Annotated in this window: 16 protein-coding genes; 10 read left to right on the plus strand and 6 right to left on the minus strand. The window is 35.8% G+C overall.

Annotated elements, in window-relative coordinates; all coding sequences use genetic code 11:
- Window positions 1-8: 8 nt before the first annotated feature.
- From ACB104_RS02560 to ACB104_RS02575, 4 genes are read left to right on the plus strand one after another with little or no spacing between them, the layout of a single operon-like run.
- Window positions 9-464 carry a hypothetical protein gene (locus ACB104_RS02560; RefSeq protein ID WP_370476713.1) on the plus strand — a complete coding sequence of 152 codons (456 nt, stop codon included), beginning with the start codon at window positions 9-11 and terminating at the stop codon, window positions 462-464.
- A 23-nt stretch (window positions 465-487) separates the two neighbouring features.
- On the plus strand, window positions 488-1,471 hold the full coding sequence (gene ribD, locus ACB104_RS02565) for a bifunctional diaminohydroxyphosphoribosylaminopyrimidine deaminase/5-amino-6-(5-phosphoribosylamino)uracil reductase RibD (RefSeq protein ID WP_370476714.1): 984 nt from the start codon (window positions 488-490) through the stop codon (window positions 1,469-1,471).
- Entirely contained in the window at window positions 1,464-2,075 is a 612-nt protein-coding gene (locus ACB104_RS02570) for an HAD family hydrolase (protein ID WP_370476715.1), read from the plus strand. Before ribD ends, ACB104_RS02570 begins: the two co-directional genes overlap by 8 nt.
- 6 nt (window positions 2,076-2,081) lie before the next feature.
- Window positions 2,082-2,690, plus strand: a complete 609-nt coding sequence (locus ACB104_RS02575; protein WP_370476716.1) for an IMPACT family protein — start codon at window positions 2,082-2,084, stop codon at window positions 2,688-2,690.
- A 1-nt stretch (window position 2,691) separates the two neighbouring features.
- Here ACB104_RS02575 and ACB104_RS02580 read toward each other — a convergent pair whose 3' ends face one another.
- Window positions 2,692-3,090, minus strand: a complete 399-nt coding sequence (locus ACB104_RS02580; protein WP_370476717.1) for an acyl-CoA thioesterase — start codon at window positions 3,088-3,090, stop codon at window positions 2,692-2,694.
- A gap of 191 nt (window positions 3,091-3,281) precedes the next feature.
- Between ACB104_RS02580 and dnaA the strand changes: the two genes are divergently transcribed.
- The 4 genes from dnaA to ACB104_RS02600 are packed head-to-tail and all read left to right on the plus strand — an operon-like array spanning window position 3,282 to window position 7,355.
- Window positions 3,282-4,709, plus strand: a complete 1,428-nt coding sequence (gene dnaA, locus ACB104_RS02585) for a chromosomal replication initiator protein DnaA (RefSeq protein WP_370476718.1) — start codon at window positions 3,282-3,284, stop codon at window positions 4,707-4,709.
- A 12-nt stretch (window positions 4,710-4,721) separates the two neighbouring features.
- The gene (locus tag ACB104_RS02590; protein ID WP_370476719.1) at window positions 4,722-5,177 is read left to right on the plus strand and encodes a low molecular weight protein-tyrosine-phosphatase; all 456 of its coding nucleotides are present in this window, start codon (window positions 4,722-4,724) and stop codon (window positions 5,175-5,177) included.
- A gap of 51 nt (window positions 5,178-5,228) precedes the next feature.
- Window positions 5,229-6,638 (plus strand): PQQ-dependent sugar dehydrogenase, encoded by a 1,410-nt coding sequence (locus ACB104_RS02595; RefSeq protein WP_370476720.1) that lies wholly within the window; start codon window positions 5,229-5,231, stop codon window positions 6,636-6,638.
- On the plus strand, window positions 6,639-7,355 hold the full coding sequence (locus tag ACB104_RS02600) for an SAM-dependent methyltransferase (RefSeq protein WP_370476721.1): 717 nt from the start codon (window positions 6,639-6,641) through the stop codon (window positions 7,353-7,355).
- A 21-nt stretch (window positions 7,356-7,376) separates the two neighbouring features.
- Here ACB104_RS02600 and ACB104_RS02605 read toward each other — a convergent pair whose 3' ends face one another.
- From ACB104_RS02605 to dapF, 5 genes are all read right to left on the minus strand, one after another.
- Complete coding sequence (locus tag ACB104_RS02605) at window positions 7,377-8,039, minus strand: lysozyme family protein (RefSeq protein WP_370476722.1); 663 nt, start codon at window positions 8,037-8,039, stop codon at window positions 7,377-7,379.
- A gap of 110 nt (window positions 8,040-8,149) precedes the next feature.
- A complete protein-coding gene (locus tag ACB104_RS02610) occupies window positions 8,150-9,061 on the minus strand; it encodes a DUF2279 domain-containing protein (protein WP_370476723.1) in 912 nt (303 codons plus the stop codon).
- Window positions 9,061-10,104 carry an endolytic transglycosylase MltG gene (gene mltG / locus ACB104_RS02615; protein WP_370476724.1) on the minus strand — a complete coding sequence of 348 codons (1,044 nt, stop codon included), beginning with the start codon at window positions 10,102-10,104 and terminating at the stop codon, window positions 9,061-9,063. Before mltG ends, ACB104_RS02610 begins: the two co-directional genes overlap by 1 nt.
- 5 nt (window positions 10,105-10,109) lie before the next feature.
- Window positions 10,110-10,631, minus strand: coding sequence for a GNAT family N-acetyltransferase (locus tag ACB104_RS02620; protein ID WP_370476725.1), 522 nt, complete (start codon window positions 10,629-10,631; stop codon window positions 10,110-10,112).
- Window positions 10,628-11,401, minus strand: coding sequence for a diaminopimelate epimerase (gene dapF, locus ACB104_RS02625; protein ID WP_370476726.1), 774 nt, complete (start codon window positions 11,399-11,401; stop codon window positions 10,628-10,630). The genes ACB104_RS02620 and dapF overlap by 4 nt, the downstream gene beginning before the upstream one ends.
- Before the next feature lie 247 nt (window positions 11,402-11,648).
- Between dapF and ACB104_RS02630 the strand changes: the two genes are divergently transcribed.
- Both ACB104_RS02630 and ACB104_RS02635 read left to right on the plus strand, forming a co-directional pair.
- Complete coding sequence (locus ACB104_RS02630; protein WP_370476727.1) at window positions 11,649-13,055, plus strand: trypsin-like peptidase domain-containing protein; 1,407 nt, start codon at window positions 11,649-11,651, stop codon at window positions 13,053-13,055.
- A 201-nt stretch (window positions 13,056-13,256) separates the two neighbouring features.
- The gene (locus ACB104_RS02635; protein ID WP_370476728.1) at window positions 13,257-14,705 is read left to right on the plus strand and encodes a glyceraldehyde-3-phosphate dehydrogenase; all 1,449 of its coding nucleotides are present in this window, start codon (window positions 13,257-13,259) and stop codon (window positions 14,703-14,705) included.
- Window positions 14,706-14,738 lie beyond the last annotated feature (33 nt).

A 14,738-nucleotide genomic window follows, 5' to 3' on the forward strand; every position in this document is an offset into this window, starting at 1 on the left:
AATTGGGAATGAAAAACCTCATAATCTTATTAACAATAAGCGTGGCTTTTATAAGTTGTACGGTAACCGAAAAACCACAGTTTGTTGGTGTAGAGAACATTAAAGTGGAGGAATCTAGTTCAAAATTCATAACCATTACGGCAGACGCTCTTTTTATCAACCCAAACAATATTGGTGGTGAATTGCAAACCGATGAAATAAAAGTGTTCATAAACGATAATGAGATGGCCACCGTTTCTGCCGAAACTTTTGAGGTTCCTGCCAAAAAAGAGTTCAGCATTCCGTTAAAAACCAACGTGCTTACCGACAGTATTTTCAGTAATAAAAGTATTGGCGGATTAGTTGGAAGCCTATTCAGCAAAAAAGTAAAAGTGCAGTACATAGGCGATATTAATTATAAAGTCTTAGGGTTTTCGCACGCTTACACTGTTGATGTTACCGAAGACGTAAAAATCAAATATTAGCATTGAATACCCACGAAACATATATGCAGCGCTGTCTGGACATTGCAAAAAACGGTTTGGGAATCACCAGACCCAATCCCATGGTGGGCAGTGTAATTGTACATAACAATAAGATTATTGGTGAAGGCTTTACCAGTAAATATGGCGGAAACCATGCCGAAGTGAATGCCATAAATTCTGTTAAAGATAAAAACCTTTTAAATGAGGCTACGCTATATGTAACGTTGGAGCCCTGTTCACATTTTGGTAAAACTCCGCCGTGTAGCAATCTCATTATTAAGCACAACATCCCAAAAGTGGTTATAGGATGCATTGATGACAACGAACAAGTAGCAGGAAAAGGCGTAAAAAAGCTGATTGATGCTGGTTGTAATGTTACCGTTGGCATTTTAGAAGACGAATGCAAAAAGCACCACAAACGATTTTTTACTTTTCATAATAAAAAACGGCCATACATCATTTTAAAATGGGCTGAAAGCAAAAATGGTTTTATCGCACCCAAAAACAAAAAAGAACAAAAACCTGTTTGGATTACCAATGAATTTTCCAGGCAATTGGTTCATAAATGGCGTACCGAAGAACAAGCCATTCTAGTGGGCACAAATACTGTTTTACAGGACAACCCTAGTTTAACCGTTAGGGATTGGACCGGAAACAACCCTATTAGAATTGTATTAGACAAAGACAAAAAGCTTTCAAAATCGCTTTCTGTATTTAATGATGAAGCCGAAACGATTATTATCAGCAATAATGAAATTGATTTTTCGCAACTTGTTGCTCAGCAAATTTGTCATGTTTTATTTCAAAAAGACATAAATTCCGTTATTATTGAGGGTGGTGCAAAAACCCTTCAAACCTTTATTAATGAAAACCTTTGGGATGAAGCTCGTGTTTTTATTGGAAGCAATATATTTAAAAGCGGCACAATAGCCCCTGTTTTTTCTGGAAAGTTAATCTCAGAAGAAAAGATTTTGAACGATATTCTTAAAATTTATTGGAATGATTAAAACCTTAATCTTTGATTTTGGCAACGTATTCATCAATTTAGATATTGAAGGCGCGGAAAAATATGCTCTGGAAAAGTTTCAAATTGAATCGCCTTCGGAAGAGATGATTGGCAATAATGAACTTTATGAAAAAGGCTTAATTTCCACTGAAGAATTTATCGGGTTTTATGCCGAAAACTTTCCGAACCTTTCAAAAACAGAACTTATTGGCATTTGGAACTACATGCTGAAGGATTTTCCCAAGAACCGTTTGGAGTTTCTTCAGCAATTGAAAAATGAAGGTATTTACAAACTAATATTATTGAGCAACACCAACGAACTCCATATAGATTACGTTAAAAAACATGTGCCCCTTTATGAAGACTTCAAAAGCTGTTTTGATGCGTTTTACCTCTCCCATGAAATTAATTTAAGAAAACCGAATATTGATATTTTCGAATTTGTTCTTTCTGAAAACAGTTTAAGGGCCAACGAATGTATATTTATTGATGACAACATCCATAATTGCAAAACAGCAAAAAACCTTGGCATCTATACATGGCACATCAACCCAAAAACAGAGGACATTTGTGACCTTTTTGAAACTAAAAAACACCTATTCTAATTTTTTTTGGAAGTAAAAGACACATATAAAACCATAAAATCTCCCGTCGGAAATGTGCTTTTTAAGGACAAAAACAGCAAGTTTTATGGGTATGCTTACCCTGTAAGTAATGAAGAAGAAATAAGACAACACATTGAGGCTTTAAAAAAAGAGCACCATTCGGCAAGGCATTGGTGTTACTCATATCAAATCGGTACAGAAAATATTGTTTATCGTGCCAATGATGATGGCGAACCGAGCAACAGTGCAGGTATGCCCATTTACAGACAAATACAATCTTTTGAAGTCACAAACATTTTGATAGTTGTGGTACGCTATTTTGGCGGTGTAAAATTGGGGGTCAGTGGTTTAATAAATGCTTACAAAACAACGGCACAATTAACGCTTGAAGCATCAAAAATTGTTGAAAAAACTATCAATATTGATTATCTAATCAGTTTTGATTACATAAACATGAACACCGTAATGTGCATCATCAAAGAGAAAAATTTAAATATTATCAATCAAAAATTAGAATTGGATTGCCAAATAACCATTTCGGTTAGAAAGAAAGAAGCTACATCTACATTCGAAATCTTCGAAAATTTGTACGAAATTGAAATAAAAGAAATTTAGATTAATTATTAATAGCGTCCAAAATGTATTGAGGAGCTCGTGTCGGTCGGTTTGTTTTCATATCAATAAACACCAAAACTGTAGATGCCGTTGTTAAAATTTCGCCTGTTTCATTTGTAATTTCATACTCAAATTCGATCTTTGCAGTGGGCTTATTTTTCAGTTGAGTTTTTACATTAATTATGTCGTCATAAACTGCTGATTTTTTATAGTTTATATTCATTGAAATGACAGGCAACATTATTCCATTTTCTTCCATCAACTTATATGAAATTCCGAATTTTCTCAACCATTCAATTCTTCCCATTTCCAGATATAACGCATAATTGCCATGATATACCACGCCCATTTGATCTGTTTCACCATATCTCACTCTTATTTGTATTTCATCGAATTTCATAAGCTTTATTGGATATTTTTTTGTAGTTTCGGCAATGGGTTAAACATGATGAAAATTTTCTAAAAATTCAATACCAATTGATTTTTTTTTTAAGAATTTTGTTCACATATTTGCCTCACCAGAATAGGGGGATATGAAAAGCCATTTTTCATAAATTAATCTAACTAACTAAAAAACCTGTATATTTAAAAATGAGTTTAACTGCGCAATCGGTATGGAATAATTGTCTTGAATTTATAAAGGATAACATCCAACCGCAAGCATACAAAACTTGGTTTGAGCCAATTAAAGCAGTTAAGCTTACAGACAATTCCTTAAGCATTCAGGTACCCAGCAAATTCTTTTACGAGTGGCTTGAAGAGCACTATGTTAAAATCTTAAAAGTATCACTAACAAAGGAACTGGGCGAATCTGCCAAACTTGTTTACATTATTAAAATGGAAAACACTTATGGCAACAAGCAACCGTTTACTGAAAAAATTCCAAGTTCAAACAGAAGCGCAGTAAAATCGCAAGACGTTGATATTCCTCTGAACAATAAAAGCCCTGAATTGCGCAATCCATTTGTCATTCCAGGTATTAGAAATGTTAAGATCGAATCTCAACTAAATCCAAATTATAGTTTTGAAAATTTCTTGGAAGGAGATTCTAACCGATTAGCCAGAAGTGCAGGACTTGCTGTAGCAGCAAAACCAGGAGGCACATCTTTTAATCCTTTATTGATTTTTGGTGGTGTTGGTTTAGGTAAAACACACTTGGCACATGCCATTGGGGTTGATATTAAAGATAAATATCCAGAAAAAACCGTTTTATACATCTCTGCGGAAAAGTTTACACAACAATACATTGATGCCGTTAAGAAAAATAATAGAAATGATTTCATTCATTTTTATCAAATCATTGATGTATTAATTATTGATGATGTGCAATTCCTTTCCGGAAAAACAGGAACTCAGGACGTATTTTTCCACATTTTCAACCACTTACACCAAAATGGAAAACAGGTAGTTTTAACGAGTGACAAGGCTCCTGTTGATATGCAAGATATTGAACAGCGTTTGCTTTCGCGCTTTAAATGGGGACTGTCGGCCGAATTGCAAAATCCGGATTTTGAAACACGCGTTTCCATCTTAAAAAACAAATTATATCGTGACGGTGTTGAAATGCCTGAGGATATAATTGAATATGTAGCCAAAAACATTAAAACCAATGTTAGGGAGCTTGAAGGCGCAATCATTTCCTTGATTGCCCAATCTTCCTTCAACAAAAAAGAAATCACCCTCGATTTGGCTCGAATTATTGTTGAAAAGTTCGTAAAGAATACCAAACGCGAGGTATCTATAGATTATATTCAAAAGGTGGTTTCAGACTACTTCCAAATGGATGTGGACACGCTTCAATCAAAAACCAGAAAACGCCACATCGTTCAAGCCCGCCAATTAGCGATGTTTTTTGCCAAAAAATTCACAAAAGCATCTTTGGCAAGCATTGGTTCCCAAATTGGAAAACGCGACCATGCCACCGTACTTCACGCATGCAAAACTGTGGACAATCTATCTTCAACAGATAAACAATTCAGAAAATATGTTGAAGATATTTCCAAGAAGCTTTCTGTATAAATTCAAATCAAAATGACTAAAATTCTGATGGTATGCTTGGGAAACATTTGTCGTTCACCCTTGGCCGAAGGTATTTTAAGATCAAAACTTCCGAGAGAATCGTTTACCATTGATTCTGCCGGTACGGCTGCATATCATATTGGCAGTTCTCCAGATAGACGTTCGGTTGCTACAGCTAGGCAATATGGTTTGAATATTTCAAATTTAAGAGGAAGGCAATTTGGAGTTTCAGATTTTGACCGATTTGATTTAATTTATGTCATGGATAACTCAAATTTTCAGAATGTGGTAAAACTTGCAAGAGATGAAAATGACCTTGCCAAAGTTAAACTTATTCTGAATGAGGTTTACCCAAATCAAAACCATGATGTTCCCGATCCTTACTATGGTGGCGATCAAGGTTTTCAAAACGTTTACCAAATGTTGGACGAGGCTTGCGATATTATTGCCGAAAAAGTAACACGCTAAAAACATGGCATTTAGCATCTTATTTATTAAATTTACTTAAAAAGATGCGCTATGAAAAATTTATACATTTTCATTTCCTGTTTTGTTTTAGGCCTAATTGGGGCTGCACAAACCGTCCAACTTAATAGCTTTGCTTCTGGTTTTTCCAGTCCAGTAGAAATTGCCCATGCTGGAGATAGTCGGCTATTTGTGGTAGAAAAATCCGGAATTATAAAAATTTTAAATTCCGACGGAAGTGTTAACCCTAACCCATTTTTAAATATTTCTGGCCTTGTTGGATCAGGCGGTGAACGCGGACTCTTGGGTCTTGCTTTTGCACCTGATTATGCTACTTCAGGTAGGTTTTATGTGAATTACACGGACAATTCAAGTACAGACCAACCAAATACCGTCATTTCAAAGTACACGGTAAGCGCAAATCCAAACGTAGCAGATACTTCGGGCGAAATTATACTAACCTATCAGCAGCCATATAGCAATCATAACGGTGGTAAACTCGCCTTTGGGAACGATGGTTTTTTGTACATTGCCGTTGGGGATGGTGGTAGCGGTGGTGACCCGCAAAACAGGGCACAAAATACAAATAGCCTTTTCGGGAAGCTGCTGCGCATTGATGTGAGTGGAGCAACATATAGCATCCCTTCAAATAATCCTTTTTCAAGCTCTGCCGATGGACCGAACGACCCAAGACCTGAAATTTATGCTATTGGGTTAAGGAATCCATGGAAATTTTCCTTTGACAGTACCACCAATGATTTATGGATTGCCGATGTTGGGCAAAATGCTTACGAAGAAATAAACAAAGTAATAGGTTCTGGCAACCCTGGCGACAATTACGGCTGGCGTTGTTATGAGGGTACACATACTTATAATACAAGTACAAATTGCCCTTCTGGTGGATTAAATTCCACCGTTGCTCCAGTTGCCGAGTACCCTCATGTTGGTAGTGGCTGTTCTGGTTCTATAACAGGGGGTTATGTCTACAGAGGCTCTAATTTTCCTAATTTCTCGGGCAAATATTTCTTTGCAGATTATTGCACTCAAAACATTGGAATTTTAACCGAAAATGGAAGTAATTGGGATTTGGTTTTTCAAACACCAAACATAACCAAAGGATGGACCACTTTAGGTGAAGATGTTAATGGCGAACTTTACATTGCAGGTGGTTCTTCTGTTTACAAAATTTCTGATGCCAATTTGGATATTTCCGAAAATGAGACTTTTAGTTTTAAAATGTATCCTAACCCTACGAAAAATATAGTTAACTTGGATTTATCAGGAATTCAGAATAAAGTCATCTCCATTAATATTTACAATATTCAAGGGCGGAAAATTTTAGGTATAGCACCAACCCAACAAAAAATTACTCTGAACATTCAAAATTACGGAGGAGGTCTATATTTTATGGAAGTCCGTTTTGATGATTCTTCAAAAACTATAAAAAAACTTACAATCAACTAAATGAACGAAAAAAAAGGGAGGCTTTACCTTATTCCAACTACTTTGGGAGATACAGAACCTTTGGAAGTTTTGCCCATTTCTGTAAAACAAACCATTGATAACATCAACACTTTTATTGTTGAAAATGAAAAAACGGCAAGGCGGTTCATTAAAAAAATAAGCCCTGAAAAGCCACAACCAGCTCTCAAAATTTTCCTTTTAAATAAATTTACCGAAATAGCAGAATTACCAAATTTTCTTGAGCCCTGCTTAAACGGTATTGATGTCGGTTTATTATCTGAAGCTGGCTGTCCAGGAGTTGCAGACCCAGGAGCAGATGTTGTGAAAATAGCGCACAGCAAAAACATTAAAGTTGTGCCTTTGGTAGGCCCCTCTTCAATACTTATGGCCATCATGGGCTCTGGTATGAACGGACAAAGCTTTGCTTTTAATGGCTATCTACCAATTGATAAAAATGAACGCAAAAATGAAATAAAGCGCTTGGAACGTTTATCCTTTGAGCTCAATCAATCACAAATATTTATTGAAACACCCTATCGAAACAATAAAATCCTTGAGGACTTGACCATAATTCTCAATAATTCAACAAGTATTTGTGTGGCATGCGACATTACTTTGCCAACAGAATTTATAAAAACCCTAACCGTAGAGCAATGGAAAAAAAATATGGTAGACCTTCATAAAAGACCTACCATATTTATAATTCATAAATTCTAGTCGTAACCTAGAACTGCTTTTTTAAATAGCTTTTGCTTTTTTATCCGCTTTTACAAAAGAAGTGTCATATCCAGAAAAACGTTTCATGTAATAATGAACCGTGGTACCATAACCATCAGCAAAATTATCCAAACCGTAACTTCTTAGGTATTGTTTAACGCTTCCAGGTCCTGCCAAGTGCGCTGCAGCCAAAATACCAGATTCAGTAACAATAATACCGTTAATTCGCTTTCCAACGAAGTTCTTGATATCTCGTCTTAAAATCCATTTATTTCGTGCCGTGTTTGCCAAAAAGGCCTTCTCTTGCAATCTTGGGTTCTTTAAAAACTTTGCCGGATTATTAATACCAATAAGCTTTAAAGTAGAAGCTCCAAATTGATACTTCCCTAAATACCCATAAGTATTTACCGAGTTATAATTACCTCCAGACTCCTTAAAAGCCAAAGCCTCTTTAAAGCCAACAAATGATTTTCCTAAATAAGGTGAAAATGATTCTTCTTTGTTCTCGTTTAATGCCAACAAATAATCGTCTTGAACATTGTCGTCATTTACCGTATAGTTCAAATTTAAGCCTTCCGTAGAATATTTGCTTAAATCAATTGTTTCATTAGATTGAAACGACAGATACAATAGCGCTGATATTGTAAGTGTAAAGGTCATGTAACTTGCAATATGTTTTACCATAGTCATAAATTTTTTCAGCATATTTTAATAAAAAATACACCTTGAAATTTGAGCGTGCAAAATTATGATTTTTTTCAATAAGTTCAAAATTAATCGATTATGTGTTCTTTTTAATTGTAGAATAGATGAAATACAGTCCCTTTTTTGCTAATTTCTATGGTAGGAAACGGTATTTTTATCATATTAAAAACATCAAAAATAGACCTCAATAACCTTGAATTTGTCCTTAAATTATTCAAATTTACATCAAAACTTAAATAGTACTTCCTGTACCTCTCAATATTTGTTAACACCTGATTGTCAACATCTTTAGACCCATAAAGCATACCATCTGCACCGAAGCCTACTGCAATATTTAGCCATTTTGACATGTTACTATTTTTTAAAAATGAATGCAAATTAAAACAGAACCAATAAGTTTGCCCGTTATAATCTTTCAAAATTTGCTCCATATACGTTTCACCGAGCTTATTTGGATTTAGTCGTGCGAATTTTGTGTCATGAAAACTGTACTTAACGGCAATTCTTTGCTCATTCCACAATAATTCTTGCCCAATATATAATCCTGAACCAACTCCATTGGCTAGAATATCCCCCCATGAAAAACCCCATTCTTTTGAATAACCATCAAGAACCTCAACAGCGGTTAAAAACGTAAAACCCAATGTTGCCCCATATAGCAATTGATTCTTTTTTTTAGCTCCACTCCAATTTAATAATTGCGCTCCGTGTTTCCCTAACTGATAAGACGAGAAAACATGACCGAACTTGTCCATTTGCAACCATTCACTGTTATCATTAATAATGTGGAATTTAGATTGGTCATAATCTGAATACCAAAGTTGATTCAAACCAACTAGTGTAATTGCAGAAATTGATGCTTCAGAAATAATTACAGCATTGCGTCGTTGGATATTTAGTGTATCACTAGGTGTTAAAAATCCGTTTAATTTAGATTGAGAAAAGGAAAAAACAGGCAATAAAACTAAAAAGGCAATATATTTTAGCAGCGAGCACTTCACTAGTTATTAATCCCTTGTGATGACAAATAACGCTGATATTCTCGTGCATTGACGTTATGCTGCGCCAAGGCTTTTGCAAATTTATGATAGCCTAATCGCTGCGCATCGGCAGCAAAATAGAGGTACTTGTGCTTCTCGTAATTTAAAACGGCATTTATTGCTGAAATATCTGGCATGGAAATTAGACCAGGAGGCAATCCTCCATTTTTATAAGTATTGTAGGGCGAATCGATATCTTTATGCACATTCAACACACGTTTAATAACAGTGTTTTTATACTGTGGAAGCTGATAAGCAGCAAATTTTAGCGTAGGGTCTGCCTGCAATGGCATGCCAATCCTTAATCTATTTAGATAAACACCGGCAATTCTTGGTTGCTCACTGACTTTTTTGGATTCTTCATGAACAATGGATGCCAACGTAATAACTTGGCTTGGAGTTAAGCCAAGTTCCTCAGCTTTCTTTATTCTACTTTCATTCCAAAATCGATTGTATTCCTTTAGCATACGCTCCCTAAAGGCTTCAGCAGAAGTATTCCAAAAAAATTCGTAGCTGTTTGGTAAATACATGCCCAACGCTGTTGCTTTACTGAAGTTATTTTCCTTTAAAAAATTTTCATCGTTCATAACTTCAACAAGGGACAAGCTATCGGCTTCAATTTGGCTGGCCACTCTGCCTGCCAATTTTTCAAGGGTTTCTTGATTGTTAAACGATAATTTAATGGGCAGATTGTTACTCCTTATGGAATTGATAATATCATTATTACTCATTCCTCTTTTAATTTCAAAACGACCTGCTTTAATATTGTTTGTATATTTTTTTTGCTTGGCCAAATCATCAAAAGAATCAATATCATCCAATAAAGGCTCCAATTGGTTTCTTACTTCTTCATAACTTGCATTTGTGGGAATATAGATGTATGCCACTTCGTTATTGAATGCTGTATTTGGGCGCATCATGGCCTTATAGACGAAATTGGCAAAAAAAGAGGCCGCAACAAGACCTAAAATTGCAATGGCTCCAAGTATCTTTTTGAAATACATTTATATTAGTTTATAAGCTGAAATAAATATTCGTTTCTATAACCTCCGTTTATGACATTCCAGTCGCGTTTCAATCCGACTTCAATAAACCCTTGGCTCTTAAAAAGCTTTTGGCTAGCCTCATTTTCTTCTGAAATATTACAGAATAACTGATGCAAGCCCAAATGCGTGAAACAGTAGTTGACCAATAATTTCAGGGCCTCCTTTCCATATCCTTTCAATCTATCGTTTGGCGATTTTACCAAAATACCAATACCGGCCCTTTTATTTTTGAAATCGAAATCAAACAAATCTATCAGACCGATGGTTACATTTTCATAACTGGAAATGACCAATCTTAATTGTTTAGCCTCATAAATATCTTTGTGCGCTTGCTCTAAATATTGTTTAATTAAAAATCTGGAATATGGGGTATGTGTGTTACTAATTTCCCAAACAGATTCGTCGTTTTCAATGGCATGTACAAACTCCAAATCTTCGGGTTCCAAAGCACGTAAAAATATGTTTTCACCCTTCAATGTTTTCATATCGTGCCTTTAAAAACAAAAGTTGCCGGACCGATAAGCCAAACGTTTTTATAGGAGTCGTTTTCAACATCAAAGCTTACTTTTAAATCACCACCTTCAACTTTAAGGCTAATAAGGTTTTTTTCCGTTTCGCCAATATAATTCATGGCAATGGCAACAGCGGTAACACCGGTTCCGCAGGATAAGGTTTCATCCTCTACTCCTCTTTCGTAGGTACGAACCCTAAACGAATCATCAGATATTTTTTTTACAAAATTGACATTAGTCCCAATTTGGTTATATGGCTGCCCGTATCTAATTTTAGCACCTAAAGTTTTTATATCAAAATCTTGGATATCCTTTTCAAACTGCACATGGTGTGGCGAGCCCGTATTTAAAAAAACGTGGTTTTCATACTTTTCAATCGCATCAACATCTTGCATTTGCAACCTTACAATTCCGTTATTAATTGAGGCATGGTGCAGCCCATCAATGGCATTAAACGTACACTCATTTTTTATAATACCCAGTTGGTTTGCAAAAGCCACTAAACAACGCCCACCATTTCCGCACATGGTACTTTCATTGCCATCCGCATTATAATAAACCATCCTAAAATCCAACGAATCATTGTTTTCCAACAAAATAAGTCCGTCACCACCTATGCCAAAACGTCTGTCGCATAAGCTTTTAATGTATTTGGTATTGTTTTTGTTGAACGTTTGCTGACGATTATCAATCATAATAAAATCGTTTCCCGTTCCTTGATATTTATAAAAAGTCTGTTGCATAATTTGGCACAAAGATATAAATAGTTAAGGAATATTGTGGCAATATTCCTTTACAGGTTTCCCGCTTTCGTGAGAATGACAAATACAATGGAAACTTCAATATTGCTGTTTAAGAGCTCCTTTTTGATAGCCGTTTTATTGATTGTTAAGGTGTCGTTAAAATAGAAGTTAAAAATCGTTAAATAAAAATTCAAAATTCAATAAATATTTAATTTTAATCGTTGTAAATAAAACTGAAATTCAAATTATGAAGAAGATAATAACATTAGTATTAGTTTCGGCTTTAGGTGGTATTTCCACATTAGGCTCCTACAAACTTTTTTTAGAAGACGAAAAGCCCATAATCGTCGCTCAGGAAAATACAACACCTACATTTTTACCCACCAGTAACTTAAGTTTATCTAATTTGGATGAAGCTCCAGATTTCACTATTGCTGCAGAAAACACTGTAAATGCTGTGGTTCACGTTAAGAACGTAACGATTAGTTCTGGACAAATGACCTTACAAGATTTATTTTCAGGTAGAAGTCCGCAACGTGCCCAAATGGGTACCGGATCTGGGGTAATTATTAATGCTGACGGATACATCATCACCAATAACCATGTCATCAACAATTCTGATGAATTATCGGTAACGTTGAATAATAACAAAACGTACAAGGCGGAAATTATAGGCTCTGACCCTAAAACGGATATTGCTCTTTTGAAAATTGAGCCCGATGAAGATTTGCCATATGTAACCTTTGCTGACTCCGATAATGCTAAAATAGGTGAATGGGTTTTGGCGGTTGGTAATCCTTTTAATTTAACCTCAACTGTTACAGCTGGTATTATTAGTGCAAAATCAAGAAATTTAGATCCTTCAGGAAAATATACTCAGTCATTCATTCAAACGGATGCAGCTGTTAACCCCGGAAATTCTGGTGGTGCGCTTGTAAATACTCAAGGCGAATTAGTAGGCATCAACACGGCTATTACCTCCCAAACAGGCTCTTATATAGGTTATTCTTTTGCCGTTCCGAGTAATATAGCCCGAAGAGTTATTGAAGATATTATGGAATACGGTAATGTACAAAACGGTATTCTAGGCATTACTGGCGGTGCTTTAAATAGCAAAATTGCTGACGAACTTGGCATAAATGACACCGAAGGTATTTACGTGGATAGTGTTGTTGAAGATTCTGGAGCAGAGAAAGCAGGTATTCAAAAAGGTGACATCATCAAAGAGATTGATTATATTAAAGTATCAAAGTTTGCCGATTTAACGGGGCATATCGGTGCCAGACGAGCAGGCGATGTGGTTAATCTAACACTTTCAAAAGACGGTGAATTAAGAACAGTTGCCGTTACTTTAACAAGAAACGAAACTATTACACTACCGCTTGTAGGCCGTGTTAAAAATGCTAAAAAAGAAGATTTGAAAAAAGTAAAAGCATCGAATGGAGTAAAAATAATTGAATTGAACAATGAGTACAAGTCGTATTGGAAGAAGAACGGCGTTGATGAAGGGGCCATCATTACTTCAATAAACGATGTTAAAATTAATTCTGTTGATGATGCCCAAGAAGCAATCAAGAACAGGTCGCCCTATGAGCCACTCAGAATTGAGCTTATAAACTCTAATGGCGAAAAAGAACGCTACAATTTTAGATAATTAGTTTCATGGTTGTTAATAACCCTTCGGAATATCTTTTTTGGAGGGTTATTTTTTTTGCAGATTCTCGATAAAAATGGTGGAAAAATTTGGCTCATCACCTCTACTTTGCAGATTAACGATTTTTTTACGATATATCTTACGAAAACGTTTGAAATAAGGTATTTCTATATATGCTTCACTATACTAAACACATAAACTATGGTTTCCAACAAAACTTATGAAAAAGAATTGGCTTTTCAGGCAGACCGCCGAAAGGCCACGGTAGAATTTATAAAAATTGTAAGTGATTTGTGGTACGACAAGTCCATTGAATTGGTGCTTTTTAGAAATCAATTAATCGACAGAAACGTTAGCCAGATTTTAAACTTACACGAATACGCTGGGAAATTTGTACAAAAACCCATTTCCATTTTCGATTCGGTTGAAATTGCCCAAGCCATAAAAGCCCTGAATCTTGCCCCCGCAAAATTGGATATTGGCAAACTCACCTATGAGTTTCATTTGGAAGATAGCGGCCAAAGCAATGCCACGCAGTTTGTAGCTTCAAAACTAAGGGATGCCTCAAAGTTTGGGGAAATTGAACCAAAAGATGTTGTGCTTTATGGTTTTGGTAGAATAGGAAGATTGGTAGCGCGCGAACTCATGGTGCGTACAGGAAAGGGTAGCCAGTTACGATTAAGGGCCATTGTAACTCGTGGTGAATTGAATGAAACCATTTTGGAAAAACGGGCAGCATTGCTTCGCAATGATTCTGTTCATGGCGAATTTCCCGGAACAGTTACCATTGATGCGAAAAACAAGTCTTTGATTATAAATGGCACCACCGTTCATATTATTTCGGCCAATGCCCCTGAAGATATTGACTATACAGCTTATGACGTCAAAAATGCCTTAGTTATTGACAATACAGGCGCTTTTAGGGACAAACCCAGTTTAAGCAGACATTTAAAATCTATAGGTATTGACAAGGTTTTATTGACAGCCCCAGGAAAAGACGTGCCCAATATTGTTCATGGCGTAAACCATTTGCAGCATGATCCGGATGAACTAAATATTTTTTCGGCAGCTTCTTGTACCACAAATGCCATAACCCCGGTTTTAAAGGCTATTGAAGATTCCTTTGGTGTAAAAAGTGGTCATTTAGAAACCATCCATGCCTATACCAACGACCAAAATTTGGTGGATAATTTCCATAAAAAATACCGTCGTGGCAGAGCGGCTGTGTTAAATATGGTTATTACAGAAACCGGTGCAGGCAATGCCGTAGCAAAATCTTTACCGAGCTTGGAAGGCAAATTAACTTCCAATGCCATAAGAGTTCCTGTGCCAAACGGTTCATTGGCTATTCTAAATTTAGAACTTGAAAGCAAAACTTCATTGGATGGCGTTAATACCATTTTGAAAAAATATTCTTTAGAAGGCGATTTGGTGGAACAAATAAAATATGAGCTGAGCGATGAGTTGGTATCCAGCGATATTGTTGGCAGTTCGGCACCCTCAATTTATGATAGCAAAGCAACCATTGTGCGTAAGGATGGCAAAAACATCATCCTTTATATTTGGTACGACAATGAATATGGCTACAGCCATCAAGTTGTTCGGCTTGCAAAATATATTGCGAAAGTTAGACGTTATACATATTATTAAAATTGAACATCTAAATTAAATTTTGATTCGTAT

Origin of the sequence: Tamlana flava (assembly GCF_041287255.1) — a bacterium.
GTDB lineage: Bacteria > Bacteroidota > Bacteroidia > Flavobacteriales > Flavobacteriaceae > Tamlana > Tamlana flava.